Annotated in this window: 14 protein-coding genes; 9 read left to right on the forward strand and 5 right to left on the reverse strand. The window is 63.3% G+C overall.

Going from position 1 to position 21,811, the window contains the following annotated elements:
- Positions 1-8: 8 nt before the first annotated feature.
- Positions 9-2,309 (reverse strand): fatty acid cis/trans isomerase, encoded by a 2,301-nt coding sequence (locus tag ACIPIJ_RS14315; protein WP_401077587.1) that lies wholly within the window; start codon positions 2,307-2,309, stop codon positions 9-11.
- Between the two features lie 166 nt (positions 2,310-2,475).
- Here ACIPIJ_RS14315 and metH point away from each other — a divergent pair, with 166 nt between their 5' ends.
- Both metH and ACIPIJ_RS14325 read left to right on the forward strand, forming a co-directional pair.
- A complete protein-coding gene (metH, locus tag ACIPIJ_RS14320; RefSeq protein ID WP_401077477.1) occupies positions 2,476-6,183 on the forward strand; it encodes a methionine synthase in 3,708 nt (1,235 codons plus the stop codon).
- 108 nt (positions 6,184-6,291) lie between these two features.
- Positions 6,292-6,510: a DUF2970 domain-containing protein gene (locus ACIPIJ_RS14325; protein ID WP_009685910.1), complete on the forward strand. Its 219-nt coding sequence runs from the start codon at positions 6,292-6,294 to the stop codon at positions 6,508-6,510.
- Between the two features lie 588 nt (positions 6,511-7,098).
- Here ACIPIJ_RS14325 and ACIPIJ_RS14330 read toward each other — a convergent pair.
- On the reverse strand, positions 7,099-8,175 hold the full coding sequence (locus ACIPIJ_RS14330; RefSeq protein WP_401077479.1) for an ABC transporter substrate-binding protein: 1,077 nt from the start codon (positions 8,173-8,175) through the stop codon (positions 7,099-7,101).
- Between the two features lie 214 nt (positions 8,176-8,389).
- Here ACIPIJ_RS14330 and ACIPIJ_RS14335 point away from each other — a divergent pair, with 214 nt between their 5' ends.
- Complete coding sequence (locus tag ACIPIJ_RS14335; protein WP_401077481.1) at positions 8,390-10,042, forward strand: nitrite/sulfite reductase; 1,653 nt, start codon at positions 8,390-8,392, stop codon at positions 10,040-10,042.
- Entirely contained in the window at positions 10,026-10,520 is a 495-nt protein-coding gene (locus ACIPIJ_RS14340; RefSeq protein WP_401077483.1) for a DUF934 domain-containing protein, read from the forward strand. The genes ACIPIJ_RS14335 and ACIPIJ_RS14340 overlap by 17 nt, the downstream gene beginning before the upstream one ends.
- 155 nt (positions 10,521-10,675) lie before the next feature.
- Here ACIPIJ_RS14340 and ACIPIJ_RS14345 read toward each other — a convergent pair whose 3' ends face one another.
- Positions 10,676-14,725 (reverse strand): leucine-rich repeat domain-containing protein, encoded by a 4,050-nt coding sequence (locus ACIPIJ_RS14345; protein WP_401077485.1) that lies wholly within the window; start codon positions 14,723-14,725, stop codon positions 10,676-10,678.
- Positions 14,726-14,900: 175 nt separating this feature from the next.
- Here ACIPIJ_RS14345 and ACIPIJ_RS14350 point away from each other — a divergent pair, with 175 nt between their 5' ends.
- The 5 genes from ACIPIJ_RS14350 (at position 14,901) to ACIPIJ_RS14370 (ending at position 19,655) form a co-directional block, all read left to right on the forward strand.
- Positions 14,901-16,478, forward strand: a complete 1,578-nt coding sequence (locus ACIPIJ_RS14350) for a hypothetical protein (RefSeq protein WP_401077486.1) — start codon at positions 14,901-14,903, stop codon at positions 16,476-16,478.
- A gap of 184 nt (positions 16,479-16,662) precedes the next feature.
- Positions 16,663-17,466 (forward strand): 2,5-didehydrogluconate reductase DkgB, encoded by an 804-nt coding sequence (gene dkgB / locus ACIPIJ_RS14355; RefSeq protein ID WP_401077487.1) that lies wholly within the window; start codon positions 16,663-16,665, stop codon positions 17,464-17,466.
- 76 nt (positions 17,467-17,542) lie between these two features.
- Entirely contained in the window at positions 17,543-18,724 is a 1,182-nt protein-coding gene (locus ACIPIJ_RS14360; protein WP_401077488.1) for an MFS transporter, read from the forward strand.
- Positions 18,725-18,798: 74 nt separating this feature from the next.
- A complete protein-coding gene (locus tag ACIPIJ_RS14365; protein ID WP_401077490.1) occupies positions 18,799-19,044 on the forward strand; it encodes a hypothetical protein in 246 nt (81 codons plus the stop codon).
- A 146-nt stretch (positions 19,045-19,190) separates the two neighbouring features.
- Complete coding sequence (locus ACIPIJ_RS14370) at positions 19,191-19,655, forward strand: DUF1348 family protein (protein WP_401077492.1); 465 nt, start codon at positions 19,191-19,193, stop codon at positions 19,653-19,655.
- On the opposite strand, the gene ACIPIJ_RS14375 is transcribed toward ACIPIJ_RS14370, so the two are convergent.
- Positions 19,656-21,008: an ATP-binding protein gene (locus ACIPIJ_RS14375; RefSeq protein WP_401077494.1), complete on the reverse strand. Its 1,353-nt coding sequence runs from the start codon at positions 21,006-21,008 to the stop codon at positions 19,656-19,658.
- Positions 21,005-21,715: a response regulator gene (locus ACIPIJ_RS14380; protein WP_401077496.1), complete on the reverse strand. Its 711-nt coding sequence runs from the start codon at positions 21,713-21,715 to the stop codon at positions 21,005-21,007. The genes ACIPIJ_RS14375 and ACIPIJ_RS14380 overlap by 4 nt, the downstream gene beginning before the upstream one ends.
- Positions 21,716-21,811: the final 96 nt, after the last annotated feature.

Raw genomic sequence — 21,811 nt, forward strand, 5'->3', positions numbered from 1 at the left:
TCGACCGATCAGAGGTTCTCGTAGCGGTTCATGTCCAGCACCCCTGCTTCCACAGGCTCGGTCTCCTGGATGAAGGTACTCAGGTCATGGAAGTAGCGCCAGAAGTCCGGGTGGCTGCGGCGTACGCCCCAGCGCATGACGATGCGCTCGAACTTGCCTGCATCGTCCCGCGCGTACTCCATGTCCTCGACGAACTCCGGCACATCGGCGGCCGGGATATTGAAGATGAAGTTCGGGTAGCTGGTGAGCACCCCCGGGTACAAGGTCAGGGTGTCCAACCCCGGCTGGTAGCGCGAGGCCTCGCCGAGCAGGAAGGCGACGTTGCTGTGCGCACGGTTGCGCAGCAGGCTGTAGACCTGGCGCTGGCCGCCCTGCCCTTCGATGCGCAGCAGGGTCGCCTCGGGCAGCTGGTTGATCACTTTCAAGCCTGCGGCCGGGCGGGATACCAGACGGCTCAGCGATTGCTCGACGTTGCGAAACGCCTCATTCATCTGCGGCCGCGAGCAGTAAGCGCCCTGGCAGCGGTTGATTGGGTCGGGCGCGGCATTCAGGCTGCCGGTGCGCTGCAGCAGCTTGAGGCCAAAGTCGCGCTTGGCATCGCGCGGGTCGAGCTTGATGCCGCTTGGCGTGTCGGTGTCGATGTCTTCGTAGTCGAGCCACATCTTCACCTTGCCGCTGTTCTGGTACCAGTCGCTGAGGATCGCGCCGCGCTGGTCAGCCGGCATCAGGCGCAGGAAGTTGACTTCGGCACCATTGCGGATCAGGTCGAAGTACAGGCGCGTCTGAAGCTGGTGCGAGACATTGCCGAACACATCGAAATTGACCGCCAACTGGTAGTAGGTGCGCTCGAACAGCGGGTAGTCGAACAGCCACATCGTCAGCGGCACGTCGCCCACCAGGCCCTTGGTCACCGCCGCACTGTCGAAGTGGCGGAAGATGCTCAATAGTGCGTTGTCGTTGCCGGCCCACAGGGTCGACCAGCCCGGCGCCGGCATTTCGGCATAGGCTTCGCGGCGCAGCTTCTCGTACTCGTTGCGCTTGTCGCGGTAGGCGTGCCACAGCGATAGCACACTGCCGACGTCGTCGATCTGCCCCGGCATGGCCAGCAGCGGCGTGGCCTCGCCACGGTACTTGGCATCGGTGATGTAGCGGTCGTGGGCCGGCTCCTGGAACAGCGCCCAGAAGTTGTCACGGATCACATCGGTGGCGATCTGCCCGCGGCACACCGGGCCACGGATGAAGGTACGCACGAAATACTCGGCGTTATCCAGCATGAACTGGTAGCGCGCCACCGCGGGGATCGCCTCGAAGGTTTCGAAGGGGTTGGCCCGGTGGCGTGGGCCGTAGCCCGGCAGAGCGCTGGCATGCCAGTCGCCGGCATAGAACAACTGCTTCACGCGCTTGAGCTTCTGCGGCCCCATCGGGTAGGTGATGTGCGTCTTGTGCACGATCACCCCCTGCACCGGGATCAGGCGGTAATAGAAGTCGGTACCGGGCGGGTCATTGGGGCGGCGCGTGGCAATGATGTCAGCCGGTTGGCCGCTGGGCGTACGCGAACGTACCCACTGGAAGAAGTGGCCTTGGTCACCGCCAACGAAATGAATGTGTGCGAGAAACAGGTGCTCGTACAGCCAGCGGCCGACCAGTGCTTCGGTAGAACCCGGGCGGTTCAGCAGCTCTTCCCAATCGGCGATCTGCTTGGCCTCGACCGCGCTGGGTTTGATCGGCTGGTACTCGACCGGCGCACCCGCAGCCAGCCAGCGTTGCAGGGTGTCGTACTCCTTGTCGGTCAACCCGGTGACCGCCAGCGGCATGCCTTCTTTTGGGTGCGCGCCCGCATAGGCGTCGAACTCGTGTGGCAAGGGGCACATGTTGTTTCGGTTAAGCCCCAGGACGATGTCTTCAGGCAGCTTGGCATTGGGCGTGAGCGGTGTCTTGTGACCCAGTTCGAGCATGCGCGCCATCAGCGCGGCCTGGCTGCCCTGGTTGTCGAGCACCGAATAGAAGCCTTTCTTGCGCCACGCCTCTTCGCTGTGGGCGTCGTAGAACAGCCGCGTGGTCGGCACCGCCTTGCTCCGCTCGCCCTGGTACACCGGCACCTTGGTCGCGCCGCGTACCGCGCCTTCCGGGCTTTCCAGCTTGAGCTGGCAGGCCGCGTCGTTGCAGGCGTGGCAGGCCACGCACTTCTCGGTGAAGATCGGTTGGATATCCCGGATGTAAGAAATTGCCGGGCTCGATTGGGGGGGCTGCCCGAACGCCACGCCGCTGATCAGCAGGGTGAAAGCGGCAGCCATAAAGCGATGCACCATGTGCCGAAAGTCCTGGTTCTTGAAAGCCATCACGATTGCCTGGTCGTCCTTGGGTGCTGATGGCTCAACATGAACAGATTTCATGCAAATGGCCGATGCGCCTAAAAACCGCGCAGCTTTGTTATGATTCCGCACCTTCTGATATTCGCCCGACCAGGTAGTTCCTATGTCCGACCGCAGCGCTCGTCTCCAAGCACTCCAGCACGCACTCAAAGAGCGCATCCTGATCCTCGACGGCGGCATGGGTACTATGATCCAAAGTTACCGCCTCGAGGAACACGACTATCGTGGCACGCGCTTCGCCGATTGGCCAAGCGACGTTAAGGGTAACAACGATTTACTGCTGCTCAGCCGCCCCGATGTCATCGCGGCCATCGAGAAAGCCTACCTGGACGCTGGCGCCGATATCCTCGAAACCAACACCTTCAACGCCACGCAGATCTCCCAGGCCGACTACGGCATGGAATCGCTGGTCTACGAGCTGAACGTCGAAGGTGCGCGTATCGCCCGCCAGGTGGCGGATGCCAAGACCCTGGAAACACCGGACAAGCCGCGCTTCGTCGCCGGCGTGCTCGGCCCGACCAGCCGTACCTGCTCGATTTCCCCGGACGTCAACGACCCGGGCTACCGCAACGTCACCTTCGACGAGCTGGTGGAAAACTACATCGAGGCCACCCGCGGCCTGATCGAGGGCGGCGCCGACCTGATCCTGATCGAGACCATCTTCGACACCCTCAACGCCAAGGCGGCCATCTTCGCCGTGCAGCAGGTGTTCGAGGACGACAGCGTCGAACTGCCGATCATGATCTCCGGCACCATCACCGACGCCTCGGGCCGCACCCTGTCGGGCCAGACCACCGAAGCGTTCTGGAACTCGGTGCGCCATGCCAAGCCGATTTCCGTCGGCCTGAACTGCGCCCTGGGCGCCAAGGACCTGCGCCCGTACCTGGAAGAGCTGTCGACCAAGGCCGACACCCACGTCTCGGCCCACCCCAACGCCGGCCTGCCGAACGCGTTCGGCGAGTACGACGAGACCCCGGCCGAAATGGCTGCCGTGGTCGAAGAATTTGCCGCCAGCGGCTTCCTCAACATCATCGGCGGTTGCTGCGGTACCACCCCGGGCCACATCCAGGCCATTGCCGACGCCGTGGCCAAGTACAAGCCTCGTGAAATTCCGGAAATCGCCAAGGCCTGCCGCCTGTCGGGCCTCGAGCCGTTCACCATCGACCGCCAGTCGTTGTTCGTCAACGTCGGCGAGCGTACCAACATCACAGGTTCCGCCAAATTCGCCCGGCTGATCCGCGAAGAGAACTATACCGAAGCCCTGGAAGTCGCCCTGCAGCAGGTCGAAGCCGGCGCCCAGGTGATCGACATCAACATGGACGAGGGGATGCTCGACTCCCAGGCCGCCATGGTCCGATTCCTCAACATGATCGCCGGTGAGCCGGATATTTCCCGCGTGCCGATCATGATCGACTCCTCCAAGTGGGACGTGATCGAGGCGGGCCTCAAGTGCATCCAAGGCAAGGGCATCGTCAACTCGATCTCCATGAAGGAAGGTGTCGAGCAGTTCAAGCACCACGCCCGCCTGTGCAAGCGCTACGGTGCCGCCGTGGTAGTGATGGCCTTCGACGAAGTCGGCCAGGCCGACACCGCCGCGCGCAAGAAGGAAATCTGCAAGCGTAGCTACGACATCCTGGTCAACGAAGTGGGCTTCCCGCCGGAAGACATCATCTTCGACCCGAACATCTTCGCCGTCGCCACGGGCATCGAAGAGCACAACAACTACGCCGTTGACTTCATCGAAGCCTGTGCCTACATCCGTGACCACCTGCCGCACGCGCTGAGTTCGGGCGGGGTGTCCAACGTGTCGTTCTCGTTCCGCGGTAACAACCCGGTGCGTGAAGCCATCCACTCGGTGTTCCTGTTCCACGCCATCCGCAATGGCCTGACCATGGGTATCGTCAACGCCGGGCAACTGGAGATCTACGACGAGATCCCGGCCGACCTGCGCGAGAAAGTCGAAGACGTGGTGCTCAACCGTACCCCGGAAGGCACCGACGCGTTGCTGGCCATCGCCGACGACTACAAGGGTGGCGGCGCCACCAAGGAAGTCGAGAACGAAGCCTGGCGCTCGCTGCCGGTCGGCAAGCGCCTGGAGCACGCCCTGGTCAAGGGCATCACCGCACACATCGTCGAAGACACCGAAGAGTGCCGCCAGCAATGCGCGCGCCCCATCGAGGTCATCGAAGGGCCGCTGATGAGCGGCATGAACGTGGTCGGCGACCTGTTCGGCGCCGGCAAGATGTTCCTGCCCCAGGTGGTCAAGTCGGCCCGCGTGATGAAGCAGGCCGTGGCGCACCTGATCCCCTTCATCGAGGCTGAAAAAGGCGACAAGCCGGAGGCCAAGGGCAAGATCCTCATGGCCACGGTCAAGGGTGACGTGCACGACATCGGCAAGAACATCGTCGGCGTGGTGCTGGGTTGCAACGGCTACGACATCGTCGACCTCGGTGTGATGGTACCGGCCGAGAAGATCCTGCAGACCGCCCGTGACGAGAAGTGCGACATCATTGGCCTGTCCGGCTTGATTACCCCGTCGCTGGACGAAATGGTCCACGTCGCTCGCGAAATGCAGCGCCAAGGCTTCGAGCTGCCGCTGATGATCGGCGGCGCCACAACGTCCAAGGCGCACACCGCCGTCAAGATCGAACCCAAGTACAGCAACGACGCGGTGATCTACGTCACCGATGCCTCGCGGGCCGTGGGTGTGGCCACCCAGCTGTTGTCCAAGGAACTCAAGCCTGGCTTCGTCGAAAGAACCCGCCAGGACTACGTCGAAGTACGCGAGCGCACCGCCAACCGCAGTGCCCGCACCGAGCGTCTGAGCTATGCCCAGGCCGTGGCCACCAAGCCGAAGTACGATTGGGCCGGCTACCAGCCGGCTGTGCCTTCCTTCACCGGCGTCAAAGTGCTGGAAGACATCGACCTGCGTACCCTGGCCGAGTACATCGACTGGACCCCGTTCTTCATTTCCTGGGACCTGGCCGGCAAGTTCCCGCGCATCCTCACCGACGAAGTGGTCGGCGAAGCCGCCACTTCGCTGTACAAGGATGCGCGCGAGATGCTCGACAAGCTGATCGACGAGAAGCTGATCAGCGCCCGTGCGGTGTTCGGCTTCTGGCCGGCCAACCAGGTGGCCGATGACGATATCGAAGTCTATGGCGACAACGGTCAGCCCCTGGCTACCCTGCACCACCTGCGCCAGCAGACCATCAAGCCCGACGGCAAGCCGAACTTCTCGCTGGCCGACTTCGTCGCGCCGAAAGGCAGCGGCGTCACCGACTACGTCGGCGGCTTCATCACCACCGCCGGCATCGGTGCCGAGGAAGTGGCCAAGGCATACCAGGACAAGGGCGACGATTATAGCTCGATCATGGTCAAGGCCCTGGCCGACCGCTTGGCCGAAGCCTGCGCCGAGTGGCTGCACGAACAGGTGCGTAAAGAGCACTGGGGTTATGCCCGTGACGAGCACCTGGACAACGAGGCGCTGATCAAGGAGCAGTACAGCGGTATCCGCCCTGCCCCGGGCTACCCGGCCTGCCCGGACCACACCGAGAAAGAGACCCTGTTCCGCCTGCTCGATGGCACGGCCATTGGCGAGACCGGCCCGAGCGGCGTGTTCCTGACCGAGCACTTCGCAATGTTCCCGGCGGCTGCGGTCAGTGGCTGGTACTTCGCCCACCCGCAAGCGCAGTACTTTGCCGTGGGCAAGGTCGACAAGGATCAGGTCGAAAGCTACAGCGCGCGCAAAGGCCAGGACGTCAGCCTGAGTGAGCGCTGGTTGGCCCCGAACCTCGGATACGACAGCTAGGGCTGCGCTGGCCTCTTCGCGGTTAAACCCGCGAAGAGGCCAGAACAGGCAACCTAACGCGCATTGCCTACACTGTCCCTGATTGCCTCTGATTCATCAGGAGCCACCATGGACGACTCAAGCCAAGGCAAGCCCCCCACCTTCTGGCAGATGCTGCACAGCATCCTCGCCGCCGCCTTCGGCGTGCAAAGCGGCAAGAACCGCGCCCGCGATTTCACCCACGGCAAGGCCAGCCACTTCATCGTGATGGGGACATTGTTCACCCTGGTGTTCATCGCCGTACTGATCGGCCTGGTACAACTGGCCTTGCACCTGACCGCGCGCTGATGTTCCAACCCACATGAAAACGCCTGCGGGAATCCCTCCTACAGGCGTTCTGGCAGTTTCACGGTCTAAAGGCAAGTCTACTGGTGGCTGACCCAATACACGGCGGTGACCACCACTAGGACGATCAGGCAGAGGATCGCCCAGGCATCGACACTGCTGTCAGCTTTGCGGACCTTGGTTGAGTTTCCCATTGCATTGCCTCTTGTAGTGGTTATGGGAATGCACTTCACACCCAGCAGTTAAGACGAGCTATGCCCTTCCCTCAAGCAGGGTCTTTCGCCAGTCGACGGGTGACGCGTGCGCCCTGGCCAGGCCCACTCAAGCATTGGGCAGGCCGGCATCCCGGGCCACGGCGGCTCTCATCACCAACAAGAGGCCGTTGGCTCGATTTTCCAATACGAACACCCGCAACCCCAATTCGAGGTACGCACGTTCTTTCTAGGGGAATAGGCGTTGATGATGGCCCTGCCGCGGTTATGGACACAATGGCCAGTTACTTGGCGAACATGGCCTTGAACAGCGCAAGATGGGCTCAACGCCTTGCAGGGGTCTTTAACTATGCCAAGGCCCGCCAGAGCGGACACAGGGTCAATAGTCCACGGGCGACGTCAGGAACGGATACTGGTAGTCGGCCGGGCGCCCTTCGGCACTGTAGGTGTGGAAATTGACCCCGTGATCGTCCTGCTCGAGCAACTTCAGCCAGCGCCGCGCCTTGGCCTGATCAATCGACTGCAGCACCGGCACGCGGTGCTCGCGCAGCCCGTCACGGTTGATCGGCAGCCCCAGGGCATCGTCGTGCAGCATGACCATGGCCCAGCCCCCGAGGGTAAAATGCCCACCCATCAACACGCCGAGGCGTCCGTCCACACGGGCCCGCAAGGCCTCGGGCGAGCTGTTGACCGCGCTGAACACCACATCCTGCCCCGGTACGCGCCCTGCGGCTTCGAACGCACGCATGGCGCCGAACGCCATTTCATCATTGGCCGACCACACCAGCTGGGTATCGGGGTAGCGCTGCAGCAACTGCTGCGCCTGCTCGTAAGCGCGCTGACGGCTCCAGCCACCGTACACCACCTGGCGCAGACGCACCTGAGGGAAGTCAGCCAGCGCACGGCGCATGCCCGCTTCCCGCAATTGCGAAGCAGGTGTGGTCTTGACCCCGGCAAAGGCCACCAGGTCGACCGGCTCGTTGCTGCGCGGCAGCATGGCAACCATCTGGTGCAGCATCTGATAACCGGCCTGCTCGTCGTTCGCAGTCAGGGTTCCCAGCAGTTGGGAATATTTGCCGGGCTGCGCCTGGATGCTGCTTGCCTGGCTGGCGGTCAGGCCATTGCTGACCATAAACAGCTTGACCCCGGTGCCCTGCGACAGGCGGATGATCTCCGGCGCCACGTACTGCTCGTTGACCAGCACCAGGTAGTCCGGGCGCTGCGGCCCTGCCAGCAGCGTCTGCGCCTGGATCAGCGCACGCTCGGCACTGCGCTCGCTGTATTGCACCTGCAAGCTCATGCCCAGGTCGTCGGCAGCGGCCTGCATGAAGCGCGAATAGTTCACCCAAAATGTCTCGCTGGGCAGGCCGGGGTTGAGGAATACCACCGAAGCGGCCTGTGCGTCGGCTGCCAGTGGCAAGCTCAGGCACAAGCTTTGGCAAAGCGCCTTGAGCATGCGGTTACACCCTTTGCAACAAACGCGCGAGTATAAACCTGCGCGCTGTGCGGCAAACAAATGCCAGTCAGTCTCACTTAGTTCGTTTGGTTCTTTTCATATGCAAAAACATCACTTTAGCGCATAAACGCAACCTGATATCGTTTCCCGGCTCCGAACCGGAGTGCGCGGCCGTGCGCGCGAATAGCTGCATGCAGCCTGAGACAGGACTTTTATGTACGTATACGACGAGTACGATCAGCGGATCATCGAGGACCGCGTCAAGCAGTTCCGTGATCAGACCCGCCGCTACCTGGCCGGTGAGCTGAGCGAAGAAGAATTCCGCCCTCTGCGCCTGCAGAACGGCCTCTATATCCAACGTTTCGCCCCGATGCTGCGCGTTGCCGTGCCGTATGGCCAGCTGAACGCCCGCCAGGTCCGCACACTGGCCAAGATCGCGCGCGACTACGACAAGGGCTACGCCCACATTTCCACCCGCCAGAACGTGCAGTACAACTGGCCGGCGCTGGAAGATATCCCGGATATCCTCGCCGAGCTGGCCACCGTGCAGATGCACGCGATCCAGACCAGCGGCAATTGCCTGCGCAACACCACCACCGACCAATTCGCCGGTGTTGCCGCGGATGAAATCATCGACCCGCGCCCATGGTGCGAGATCGTCCGTCAGTGGACCACCTTCCACCCGGAATTCGCCTACCTGCCGCGCAAGTTCAAGATCGCGATCAACGGCTCGAAGGAAGACCGCGCCGCCATCGAAGTGCACGATATCGGCCTGGAGCCGGTGCGCAACGCGGCCGGCGAGCTGGGCTTCCGCGTGCTGGTCGGCGGCGGCCTGGGCCGTACCCCGGTGGTCGGTTCGTTCATCAACGAATTCCTGCCGTGGCAGGACCTGATCAGCTACCTGGATGCCATCCTGCGCGTGTACAACCGTTACGGTCGCCGTGACAACAAGTACAAGGCGCGCATCAAGATCCTGGTCAAGGCGCTGACCCCGGAAGTGTTCGCCGAGAAGGTCGAGGCCGAAATGGCCCACCTGCGTGGTGGCACCACCACCCTGACCGAAGACGAAGTACAACGCGTTTCGCGCCACTTCGTCGACCCGGAGTACCTGGCACTCGACAACGTCGACTACAGCCCCCAGGACGCCGAGAACCCAGGCTTCGCGCGCTGGCGTTCGCGCAACACCCGCGCCCACAAGCGCCCGGGTTATGTGGCCGTGACCCTGTCGCTCAAGCCCACCGGGGTTGCCCCGGGCGACCTGACCGACAAGCAGCTGGACGCCGTGGCAGACCTCGCCGAGCGCTACAGCTTCGGCTTCCTGCGCACCTCGCACGAACAGAACATCATCCTTGCCGACGTCGAGCAGCGCCAGCTGCACGCCCTGTGGCTGGAACTGCGCGAAGGTGGCTTCGCCACGCCGAACATCGGCCTGTTGACCGATATCATCTGCTGCCCAGGCGGTGACTACTGCTCGTTGGCCAACGCCAAGTCGATCCCGATCGCCGAATCCATCCAGCGTCGTTTCGACGACCTGGACTACCTGTTCGACATCGGCGAGATCGACCTGAACATCTCCGGCTGCATGAACGCCTGCGGCCACCACCACGTCGGCCACATCGGCATCCTCGGCGTGGACAAGAAGGGCGAGGAGTTCTACCAGGTGTCCCTGGGTGGCAACGCCGCGCGCGACGCGAGCCTGGGCAAGATCCTCGGCCCGTCCTTCGCCCAGGACGCCATGGCCGACGTGATCGAAAAGCTGATCGCCGTGTACGTTGAACAGCGTACCGAGGAAGAGCGCTTCATCGACACCTACCAGCGTATCGGCATCGACCCCTTCAAGGAACGCGTCTATGCAGCGAATCATTAAGAACAACCAGATCGTCGACGAAACCTGGCACCTGCTGCCCAAGGAAACATCGTTCGACGAGCTGACCAACTGCGACGACTACATTGTCCCGCTGCAGATGTGGCGCGACCATGCCCACGTGCTCAAGGCCCGCGACGGCGGCCTGGGTGTGTGGCTGGACAGCGACCAGGAAGCGGAAGAGATCGGCGAAGACGTGCAACACTTCCAGGTCATCGCGCTGAACTTCCCCGCCTTCACCGACGGGCGCAGCTACTCCAATGCGCGCCTGCTGCGTGACCGCTACCAGTTCAAGGGTGAGCTGCGTGCCATTGGCGACGTGCTGCGCGACCAGCTGTTCTTCATGGCCCGTTGCGGTTTCGATGCGTTCGCCATCCGTGCCGACAAGGACCCGGAAGACGCGCTGCAAAGCCTGAAGGACTTCTCGGTGACCTACCAGGCTGCCACTGACGAACCGCTGCCGCTGTTCCGCCGCCGCTGATCGTTGCGCACCGTTGCCCACCCTCGCGTGGGCAACGGTGCACTTCACCACCAACTGCTCAGCCCCTGCGTCCCGGTGGTTTCCTGCATACCGTCACCTCGTCCGCCCTCGCCCACTCAGCCTGCAACCACGCCAACGCATTACGCACGCGCCCCTCAACCGCGCCGGCTCAACGTGTCGAATTGCGCCTGCGCTGCCCGCCAGCGGGCCAGGATTTCCCCGTCAAGCGGGTTGTTGTTCAGGTTAAGCCGGTTGGGATATTGTCGGATCCACCCCAACGCTCGCTGGCTCAGCTCAACGATCAGGTTGTCGGCAAGGTCCACGTATACGTCCGGATGCTGCTCGATAAATGCCAGCGGAAACTCTCTCAGGCCGGTGCTGCGCAACGAGATATGACGCAGATGGTCGAGGTTGCGAAGTGGCGGAACGGTGCCAATGGGGTTGCCACTGAGGCTTAACGTGCGCAGCGCGCTGAACGCTTCCAGCCGCTGGTAGCCCGCGACGTCAATGACAATCTGATTATCGCCCAGGTACAGCTCGGCCAGCTGGCGAAGCCGTTCCAGCCCAATGGGTATGGCGGTGAGCTGGTTACCTCGCAGGTTGAGGACCCTCAACCCAGTCAGATTGCCAACACCCGCAGGTAGCGCACTCAAGCGGTTCCCGGCCAGGTGCAGTTGCAACAACCTGCTCAGCCCGCCCAACGCGTCCGGCAGCTCAGCCAGTTGGTTGCCGGCAAGGTTCAACTGGGTCAGGCCGGTCATTTGCTCGATACCCGCTGGAACCGACGCCAACTGGTTACCACTCATATTGAGGTATTGCAGCTGAGTCAGCCTGGACATCTGATCAGGAAGGGCCGCCAACAGGTTGTCGCCAAGGTCCAGCTGCGTCAGCAAGGTCAAGTCTTGTAGGCCGTCGACCGCCGCAAGCTGGTTGCGCTGCAGGTCCAGGCGCGTGAGCCGCGTAAGGGTTTGCAGGCTGGGCAACGTACTCAATGCATTGTCGTTCACCACGAGTTGGGTCAATGACGTCAGGTGCTGCACCCCGTCGAGGGTGGTCAGCCGGTTGTATTGCAGGTCCAGGCTGACCAAATGACGAAGCCCGCCCAGCCCAGGCATATCGGTCAAGGTGTTGCCGCTAAGTTGCAGGCTCCTCAAGTGAGGGAATCGGCCAAGGAAGTCGCTATCCAGTGAGGACAAGCCGATATTGCTCAAGCACAGGCGGTGCAGGCGGCCGAAGTGAATGCCTTGCGGCAGCGCGGGCAAAACGCCGATACGCTCGCTGCGCACGATCAGCTCGTTCTGCTCTGCCGGGCCAAAGTACTCCGGCAACCAGGCCTCGCGTATCAGCTCCCCGGCACGCTGTCGGCTACGGTACGTTTCACCCGTGGCCTGCCGCCGCCAGGTGCGCAAGCTGAAGTCAAGCCGTTCGACTTGCCTGGCAAGCTCGCTGAACGCTGTCCAGAGTGTACGCCCTGGCCTTTGCATCAACTGCAGCAGCAACCACATGATGTCGTGCGCGGGGCGGTGAGGGAACAGCTGATGCAGGCCCGCACGAACCGACTGGCGGGCATGCAACTCGGCAGTGGTCAGTACCTGCCCGCGAATCGGGCGCACGGGGTCCCCTCCACTCAGTGGATAGCCCAGCCGACCATCACCCAGGCGCACCGGCGCACGCATTGCGCCCTCCAGTGGTGCCATGCCAAGCACTGCGGCGCAGCGCTGGCGTTGCTCGCTGGCCCGAATCGCCAACGCATGGCCCAGTTGCTCGGCGCCATGGCCACCCTCGCCCAGCGCCTGCCGTTGGGCTGGGTCAAGGCTCAGCCAAAGCGCCTGGAAAAGGCTGTCGCTTTCACCCGCCGCCGGCAGCTTCACGCCTGCCGAAGTCCAAGCCTGATAACCCTGGCCGCGCTTGATGATGTAAAGCGCCTGCGTGGCGCTACCTGCACCGGCACGGGCGAGCAAATCACCGGCCAGGCTGTCGCTGCGCAGCTCCATGCGTACGCCCCGCGGCCACGCGGCCATATCACCAAGCAACCCCAGGGCCAACCGCTCGGTATCGGCATTGACTGCCGCGACCTGGTAGAAACCCGCGCAGGCGCGGTCCAGTCGGCTGTCACGTATCAGCCAGCGCGCTTCGGTGGCCATGTCCAGGGGTACCCGTTGACTGGCGAGCAGGGTTTCGACCGCCCCCGGCTCGGCATGCTGCACGACCTCGCGCGCCCCACGCGCCGTCAGGCTGGTGAAGTCGCGTGTCAGCAGTTGTTCTGCCGCCGATAGCGGAGGCTGCAGCCCGGCCACGTGCTGCTCGAACGCCTCACCGTTCAGGCCCGGCAGTTGCACATGCAACTGATAGCGCTCAAGGGCATCGTGCACGAGGGCGGGCGCGGGCGCATGCTCCACATGCAACCGGCGCAAGCGATCCTCATCGAAACCACTGATGCGCATGACACGCTCGGCAGCCTGCTCGTCGAGGCCTGCCCAGGTGCTGTTCAAGCGTCGCATCAGGCGCGCTGCCCCTTGCCAGTGCTGGGGGGCTTCCAACTGATGACGCCACCCTCCTTCACCGTTGTCGTCGAGCAAGGGGGAATAGGCGCTTGGCCTGTTGGGATGGCGGATACGCAAGCCCGCGCCCTGAGCATCTTCGCTTACCTGATAGGTCGCCACATGGGTGCGCAAGTAAGTCTGGCCAGCGATGCTTGCCTGCTCGCCAACGGCCAAGCCCTGATCCGCCACTGTGTACCCCGGTAAGCCGGCGTCGATCAAACGCACGTCGTCCTGCGCCGTCAGCACCGGCACCAGTGCATCGACGTAGGCTGAGCGCTCAATCAAGCGCCCCGCTGCCCCCCCGATAGACGCCAGCGCAACACCGGCAACCAGGTTCTCGGCAACCCCCCACAAATGATTCAACGCCCCCTCGCGATCGCCCAGCTGCCAATCGGCATAACCTTCATACACCTCGTCAGCAATCTGCACGGCAGCGATGCCCAGCAACGGCAGGCCGAGCACAGGGACAAACAGGCTGGCCAAGCCCAGCAGGTCGAACCCTGCGTTGGCATACTCGCGCTTGCGCCACTCACACTCGGCCTGGTTCGCCTCGGCAGTTGGCGTGGCCAGTACCCGCGCATCATCCAGTAGCGTATCAAGGCGGACCTTGCGCAGGTGCTGGAACAAGGGTTGGTCAATGGCGTGGCTGCGGCCATCGAGCCGAATCGGCAACGCCCCCGCCGTGGCGTGCAGCAAACGGCGCAGTGTCTGGCTGAAGGTGCAGCGGTCACGCTCGCTGATAAAACGCTGAACGAACGCCGCGTAACCCTCCACCTGACAGCGCTGGCCCAGGCCATGCCACAGCTCATCCCAGCTCGCATAGCGCTGCAGGGCGCCATGGCTATCATCTGGCACCCACAGCACTACGCCCTCCAGGGCAGCACTCCCAGCGTCCTTGCGACGCACCTCGAATGCCACTGCACCGCGCAGCTTCTTGCCAAGCACGCGAAGATCGAAGGGCTGCAACCGGGCTGTATCGGAGTCCACTACAGCGACTGACGAAATGAGGGGGAGAAATTGAAAGTAGGTGCGCGAGTCGATTTCGCCCTTGAGTGCGGCCAGGCGCACGTCAGCTTCGAGGTTGGCGCGCGCGCCTTCCTCCAACAGCGACGCCACTTGTTGCCCCTCCCCACCCGGCACCAGCAGAATCGCTTCAAGATGGCGCTGGTAGCGACCGCCCACATCCACACTTCGACACAGCGCCCTGTAGGTTTCCAGGTCCAGTGCCTGCGGTGCCCCCTGGGCATCCACGATCACGTGGGTTTGCAAGGTGCCGGAAGGGGGCGTTTCCTGCTCGGCGAAATTGTGCAGCGCAGCGGCCAGCAGGGTCACTTCGCTGACCTCGCTCAGCGAACTGCCCAGCCCGCCCGGCACCGCGGCGGCACCGGGGAGAATGGTGGTGCGCCGCAACTTGACCTGGCGCACATCCAGCGCAGGTATCTGGCGATCCTTCAGTGCCTTGTCGAGCAACGCCTGGGCAAAGGCATCCAGCGGCGCGACATAGGAAAACAGTGCGGCCAGTCGGTGCTGCATGCGTTGTTGGTGCAGCAGGCTTGCCCGCAACTTGCGTAAATGATCCTCGGACGCAGTGCAGAGCCAGGTGGGCAAACGGCTTGCGATCAGGCTGTCCACCAGATTGGGTTGTAGCGGTGGGGCGGTCATTGGCAGGTACTCCGGTTAGGCTAACCCGGAGTCAAACAGCATTCCCCTGCGCGGCAGCACTACTTATGTCAACCGCTGCTGCGGGCCAGGCGCACAAACCTGAACCGGCATTCAGGTTTATCGCTGACCTGCCGATACCAAGGATGACCCCTGTAGACCAGTAAGGAAGCTGGCGATGACCACCATTACTTCAGCGGTACGCCTGACACCCGTCATTCAAATCGCACCCCGCGCGCCTCAGGTCAGCACCACCGGCTTGCCTCAGGCCTCAACCGTGCGCCCCAGCACCGTGGTCAGCCTCGGCCAGCAGACAACCCGCCTCGATAGCCAGACGTACACGGCCAACGGCACCACCGGCGAGTCGCAAAGCCAGTACGTATGGGAACGCAACGGCCTCGACAAGCTCAGCGTGTATATGGCGAGCGCGATCCAGTCGTCCTCCACCAGCACGCGCTTCCAGGGGCTTGGCGCTGCCCTGCTGGAACAGTTGGCGGCCAACGGCGGCCAACGCATTTCACAGTCCGGGCTGGCAGCCAATGACAGCACGGCAACCGACCCCTTGCTACTGAGCATGCAGCAGGCCAGGTTGCGCGAACACGCGACCCACACCGTGACCTTCAACCTCACCAGTGCATCCGGTGCCACCGTGACCCTGGGCCTGTACAGCAGCGACGCAGGCCTGGCGGTGGACGCCGACGTGCAAGGTGGCACGTTGACCAGCGACGAGCTCAAGGGCCTGGCGGCGCTGGCCAACAGTTTCCAGACCGCACTCAACGGCCTGACCCAGGAACCGCCACGCCTGCAGCTGGGCGCGCTGGTCAAGCTGGACCCGAGCCTGTTCACCGGCCTGCAGATGAATGCCAAGCTGGAAACCACCAGCGGCGCACAGCAAACCTTCGACCTGCAGCTGAACGACGATACCCGCAGCCTGAACCTGCAAGGCCCGAGCGGCGACGTAAAGATGAACCTCGACACTCAGGGCGGTGCCCTGCTCGGCAGCCAGGCACAGCGCCAGGCTGCGGTGGCCAATTACCTGACCCAGTTCGATGCCGCCCAGAAGCGCGGCAAGGGTGACGCGCAGCTGATGGCACTGTTCAAGGATGCTTTCAGCCAGCTCAACAGCGTCGACGATGCCAGCACCCGTCCCGCCCACCACGACACGGCCCAGAACAAGACCAGCCGCCTGCTGTTAAGCGGCCTGGCCGACTTCGACGCGTCGATCACCCAGGCCGAGCAGAAGATCAACCCGATGCGGCGCGATGAAGTCGACCACTTCGACTACAAGGTTTCGCAGTCGACCACCCGCACGGGCAGTGCCGCCAACCTGTCTGTGCAGCAGGACCAACAGGCCAGCCTGAAGGCGGCTTGGCACAAGGGCGCCAACCCCTTGGTGGACCTGGTGCTGACGAATGACAGCGAATCGCAGAACTACCGCTATCACGAGGTCGAAGATTACTCGCGCAGCAGCACCCGTCTCGGGTTCTCCAACAATGCGCTGGTCGAGGCAAGCGCCACCCAGGAAGCCCGCCAGCAGGAACGTGTAAAGACCTACCAGAAGGGCGAACTCAAGGCGGATGAAACCCACCGCGCGTCGGCGGACCAGTCCAGGGAACTACTGAGCATGCTCGACGCATTGCTTGACCTAGACCGGGCCGCGCGGCGCAATGGTGCAGCGTCCACGCTGGAAAGCCAGTTGCAGGGGCTGCGCCACCTGTGGCTGCTGCAATCGGTGCCGGGGCAAATAGCGGCGTAATCCGTATTGCCCTGCCTGAAATCACGAGCCAAACCCTGACTCGTGATTTCAGGTCAAAGGACCTTGGCCCCACCCCACCTTAATCAATGCCCGCGAAACCCGCACACTGCTCCCCACTCGAACGAGCCTCGAACCAGAGCGCCTACTCTCTTGTTCACCGCAATCATTCAGCAGGAGCCGCCCCATGAGCATCCCATCCTTCGGCCTCGGTACCTTCCGCCTCACCGGCCAGGCCGTCATCGATTCGGTCAAGTCCGCCCTGGCGCTGGGCTACCGAGCCATCGACACCGCGCAGATCTACAAAAACGAGGCCGACGTCGGCCAGGCCATCGCCGAGAGCGGCGTACCGCGCAACGAGCTGTTCATCACCACCAAAATCTGGGTCGACAATTACGCTGCCGACAAACTGGTCCCCAGCCTGCGTGAAAGCCTGACCAAGCTGCGCACCGACTACGTCGACCTGTTGCTGATCCACTGGCCGGCACCGGGCAATGGCGTCGAGCTGGCCGAATACATGGCAGCCCTGGCTGACGCCAAGAAACAGGGCCTGACCCGCCAGATTGGCGTTTCCAACTTCAACATCGAGCTGACCCGCCAGGCCATGGACGTGGTCGGCAAAGGCGAGATCGCCACCAACCAGGTCGAACTCAGCCCCTACCTGCAGAACAGCACGCTGACGGCCTTCCTCAAGGCGCAAGGCATCACCACCACGTCCTACATGACCTTGGCCTACGGCAAAGTGTTGAACGACCCGGTGCTGGCCCAAATTGCCGCCAAGCACAAGGCCACGGTCGCTCAAGTGGCACTGGCCTGGGCCATGCAACTGGGCTATGCGGTGATTCCGTCTTCAACCAAGCGCGAGAACCTGGCCAGCAACCTGCTCGCCCGCGACCTGCGTCTGGACGCTGACGACATGGCGCGCATTACCACGCTTGAGCGCAATGGCCGGGAAGTCAGCCCGGACGGCCTGGCGCCAGCCTGGGACTGATTTGCACGGTTAGCCGGTAGCGGCCTCTGTACGGCCGCTACCGGCTGCTCATTCACCTTTGAAACCGGAGCTCCTGATGAGCACGCTTTCCCCCAAACGGGTCTTGTTCGCCCTGGCCATCGGCGCCTTCGGCATCGGCACCACTGAATTCACCCCGATGGGCCTGCTGCCGGTGATCGCCCAAGGCGTCGATGTCGGCATCCCCAGCGCGGGCATGCTGATTACCGCCTACGCCATCGGCGTGATGGTCGGCGCACCGATCATGACCCTGCTGTTCAGCCGCTTCGGCAAACGCGCCGCGCTGATGGCGCTGATGGCCATCTTTACCCTCGGCAACCTGCTGTCTGCGCTGTCGCCGGATTACTACACCCTGCTCGCTTCGCGGCTGATCACCAGCCTCAACCACGGTGCCTTCTTCGGCCTGGGCGCGGTGGTGGCTGCCAGCGTGGTGCCCAAGGACAAACAGGCCAGCGCCGTGGCCACCATGTTCATGGGCCTGACCATCGCCAACATCGGCGGCGTGCCTGCCGCCACCTGGGTCGGCCAGCAGGTCGGCTGGCGCATGGCATTTGCCGGTACCGCGATGCTCGGCCTGCTGGCCATGGCGGCCTTGTGGTACGCGCTGCCCAAGGGTGAACGTGGCAGCGTGCCACAGGTGCGCAAGGAGCTTGCCGTGATCGCCCGCCCCAGCGTGCTGCTAGCGATGGCCACCACCGTGCTCGGTGCCGGTGCGATGTTCACGCTGTACACCTACGTGGCGCCGGTGCTCGCCGAGCTCACCGGTGCCTCGGACAGCTTCGTCACCCTCGGCCTGATGCTGATCGGTGTCGGCTTCACCCTTGGCAACAGCCTCGGCGGCCGCCTGGCCGACTGGTCGCTGGACGGCTCGGCGAAGATCTTCCTCGGCGTGCTGGCCCTTATCATGCTGCTCATGCCCCTGGTGCTCGGCAGCCACATCGGCGCCGCCATCGGGCTGCTGGTCTGGGGCATGTTCACCTTCGCGGTGGTGCCGCCGCTGCAGATGCGCGTGATGACCGCCGCCGCCGAGGCACCGGGGTTGGCATCGTCGATCAACGTCGGCGCATTCAACCTCGGCAATGCCCTGGGCGCGGCCTTGGGGGGCGCGGTGATCAGCCTGAATCTTGGGTATGCAGCGGTGCCAATGGCCGGCGGCGTGCTGGCGACGGCCGGGCTGTTGCTGGTGTGGCTGGGCGGGCGCAGCAAAGCCGTGGACAAGGCCTTGGGTGAGACGGCCTGAGAAATGGGGCTGCAAACAGCCCCAGAACCTCGACCGGCACCGATCATCCGTCAAGAGACTGGGTGGCGCCAGAAATGGGCTACAAGGCATGGCGTAAACACGCCAGCCCCTTTGTGCCAGACTGTTTTGACCCTGCGGCGTGGCTTGGCCTTGGCCTGCCAGACGCCATTGCTGTCAGCAACCGCGCTTTTGTCTTCGACAACCCTGGTGAAAATGCAGTGTGGCTAGCTGAAATTACCGAAGGTACGCAGCTTGAGTACCGAACAGAAGAGATTCCTGACGGGTTCTTCGAGGCGTACATCGACGAAGTGGAGCCCTGATCACATCGCTGACGCTCGGCCTTTCAAAGCGACTTCACCGCGATTGTTTCGCTGACAGCAACTATGAAGTGCTGGCGACATCCATTCTCAACCACACCACCCTAGTACTACGCTCCTTCATGCCCACCACGCCTGAGGAGTTACCCATGTCCCGCCCTCCACTCCCCCCCTTTACCCGCGAAAGCGCCATCGAGAAAGTCCGCCTGGCCGAAGATGGCTGGAACAGCCGCGACGCCGCCAAGGTCGCGCTTGCCTACACGCCCGATACCGTCTGGCGCAACCGCGTGGAGTTCCCCCGTGGCCGCGCCGAGGTGCAGGCTTTCCTCACCCGCAAGTGGAACCATGAACTGGACTACCGCCTGATCAAGGAACTCTGGGCCTTCACCGGCAACCGCATCGCGGTGCGCTATGCCTACGAATACCACGACGACAGCGGGCAGTGGTTCCGTGCCTATGGCAACGAGAACTGGGAGTTTGCCGAGGATGGCCTGATGCAGAACCGCCACTCGAGCATCAACGAACAGCCCATCGCCGAAGCGGACCGCAAGTTCCACTGGCCGCTGGGCCGCCGCCCGGACGACCACCCCGGGCTGAGTGAACTGGGACTCTGATCACGCGACAGGCAGCGTGACCCTGACCTCCAGCCCGCCCCCTTGGCGGTTGCTCAGGGTCACGCTACCGCCCTGCTCCAGCACGATGGCGCGCGCCGCCGGCAGGCCAAGGCCGACCCCGCCGGTATCCCTGTTGCGCGAGCCTTCAATGCGGAAGAACGGTTCGAAAACCCGCGCCTGCAGCTCATCCGCAATGCCTGGGCCTCGGTCAAGCACACGCATGACGATGCATTCGTCATCGACCTCCAGCTGCACCGCAGGCTCGCGGCCATACTTGGCAGCGTTTTCGATGAGGTTGACCACCACCCGCTTAATGCCAATGGGCCGGCCCACATACACACAACGACGCGGCCCACTCAGGGTGATCTCCAGCCCCGCATCCTTGAAGTCATCGACCACCGTCGTCAGCAGCTCACCCAAGTCGAACGTCGTGGTCGGTTCCAACCGCGCGTCATCACGGAAGAACTGCAGCGCGGCGTCGACCATCGCCTGCATCTCGTCCACGTCTTTGAACAACTTGGCCTGCAGTTCGGCATCTTCGATGAACTCCGCGCGCAGGCGCATGCGGGTCAGTGGTGCGCGCAGGTCATGGGAGATTGCCGCCAGCATTTGCGTGCGGTCGTGTAGAAAATGCTTGAGCTGCGCCTGGGTGGCGTTGAACGCAAGAATGGCCTGGCGCAGGTCGTGGGGGCCGACCACCGGGATTGACGGCGCGTTGAAGTCCTTGCCGAAGCGCCGCGCGCCTTCTGCGAAACGCTCCAGTGGGTGGGCCAGATAGCGCGTGGCGAAGAAAGCCACGGCCAGGCTGGAGACAATCATCAGCGCCAGGATGATCAGGTTGCGCGGGAGCTCATCCAGCCCCCAACTGCGATCTGTTGCGCGATACAACAGCCACGACGTGTCCGTCAGTTGGATCAGCAGGGCATAACCGCGCTGCTGCTGAGCTGGCAAGTCATCGGGCCCGAACACTTCGATCTGCGCATCTGGGCGCTTCAGCAGGGCGCGCAGCGTCGGCGCACCCTCGCGAAATTGGCTGTCGGCCAGCACTGGCAAACCGGCCTCTTCATGCCGACGCAGCCAGCGCACGCTGTACGACGCATCACCCGCCGCGCTGGCGAGGGTCGGCCGCTGGCCCACAGGTGCGGCATCAAGCATGCGGGCGACCGAGGCCACCTTCTCGATCAGGCCGCTTTCGAGCAACGGCGGTTGTGCCCACACACTCAGCAGCAAACTGAACAGCCACTTGAGCAACAGCAGGCTGAGCATGGCGGCCAGGGTGGTCAGCGCAATCCACCGGGCGATGGTGACGCGTGGCCGTGGCAGGGCCTTGCGCACCCGGGCGAGCAGGTTCATCGCCTGTTCACAGTGGCGGTGAACAGGTAGCCCACGTTGCGCAAGGTACGGATCAACGGTTCAGTGACGTCATCGGTTTCAAGCTTGCGGCGCAGCCGGCTCACTTGCACATCGATGCTGCGGTCGTAAGCGTCGTGCGTCTCGCCACGCGCCAGGTCCAGCAGTTGCTGGCGGCTGAGGACCCGCCGGGGGTGCTCGGCGAACACCAGCAACAGCTCGAACTCGCCGTTGGACAAGGGGATCATCACGCCTTCCGGCGAGCGCAGCTCACGCCGCAGCACCTCCAGCTGCCAGCCGCAAAACTCGAGGACCGACCGAGGGCTGGTGGCTGGGTTGCTCGCCGTTTCGCTTGCCCGACGCAGCACCGCGCGCACCCTGGCCAGTAGCTCACGGGCAGCGAACGGCTTGGTCAGGTAGTCATCCGCGCCCAGCTCGAGCCCGACCACACGATCACTCAGCTCGCCCATGGCAGTGAGCATGATCACCGCTACCTTGTATTCGGCGCGCAGGCGTTGACAGAGCACCAGCCCACTGTCGCCCGGCAGCATCACATCGAGAATGACCAAGTCCGGCACCCGCCGCTCCAGCGCCTGCCACAGGCCTTCGCCATCATTGGCCACATCGACTTCGTAACCGTGCTGACGGAGAAACTTCTGCAGCAGGTCGAGTACTTCGACATCATCGTCGACAATCAGCAAATGGCTCACACGGGGGCACCGCAAACAGAGGTAATTAGCGCTAACTTTACGGCCATCCCGAGGTTGCCGTCATATATTTCAATTCGGAAACAAAGTGTCGCCAGT

The organism is Pseudomonas sp. NPDC087185 (genome assembly GCF_044744955.1).
Classification (GTDB): Bacteria; Pseudomonadota; Gammaproteobacteria; order Pseudomonadales; family Pseudomonadaceae; genus Aquipseudomonas.

Coding starts and splice junctions, on each gene's coding strand:
- ACIPIJ_RS14350 (WP_401077486.1), top strand. CDS start 14,901: ATGACCACCATTACTTCAGCGGTACGCCTGACACCCGTCATTCAAATC.
- ACIPIJ_RS14375 (WP_401077494.1), bottom strand. CDS start 21,008: ATGAACCTGCTCGCCCGGGTGCGCAAGGCCCTGCCACGGCCACGCGTC.
- ACIPIJ_RS14325 (WP_009685910.1), top strand. CDS start 6,292: ATGGACGACTCAAGCCAAGGCAAGCCCCCCACCTTCTGGCAGATGCTG.
- ACIPIJ_RS14345 (WP_401077485.1), bottom strand. CDS start 14,725: ATGACCGCCCCACCGCTACAACCCAATCTGGTGGACAGCCTGATCGCA.
- dkgB (WP_401077487.1), top strand. CDS start 16,663: ATGAGCATCCCATCCTTCGGCCTCGGTACCTTCCGCCTCACCGGCCAG.
- metH (WP_401077477.1), top strand. CDS start 2,476: ATGTCCGACCGCAGCGCTCGTCTCCAAGCACTCCAGCACGCACTCAAA.
- ACIPIJ_RS14365 (WP_401077490.1), top strand. CDS start 18,799: ATGGGCTACAAGGCATGGCGTAAACACGCCAGCCCCTTTGTGCCAGAC.
- ACIPIJ_RS14340 (WP_401077483.1), top strand. CDS start 10,026: ATGCAGCGAATCATTAAGAACAACCAGATCGTCGACGAAACCTGGCAC.
- ACIPIJ_RS14360 (WP_401077488.1), top strand. CDS start 17,543: ATGAGCACGCTTTCCCCCAAACGGGTCTTGTTCGCCCTGGCCATCGGC.
- ACIPIJ_RS14335 (WP_401077481.1), top strand. CDS start 8,390: ATGTACGTATACGACGAGTACGATCAGCGGATCATCGAGGACCGCGTC.
- ACIPIJ_RS14370 (WP_401077492.1), top strand. CDS start 19,191: ATGTCCCGCCCTCCACTCCCCCCCTTTACCCGCGAAAGCGCCATCGAG.
- ACIPIJ_RS14315 (WP_401077587.1), bottom strand. CDS start 2,309: ATGGTGCATCGCTTTATGGCTGCCGCTTTCACCCTGCTGATCAGCGGC.
- ACIPIJ_RS14330 (WP_401077479.1), bottom strand. CDS start 8,175: ATGCTCAAGGCGCTTTGCCAAAGCTTGTGCCTGAGCTTGCCACTGGCA.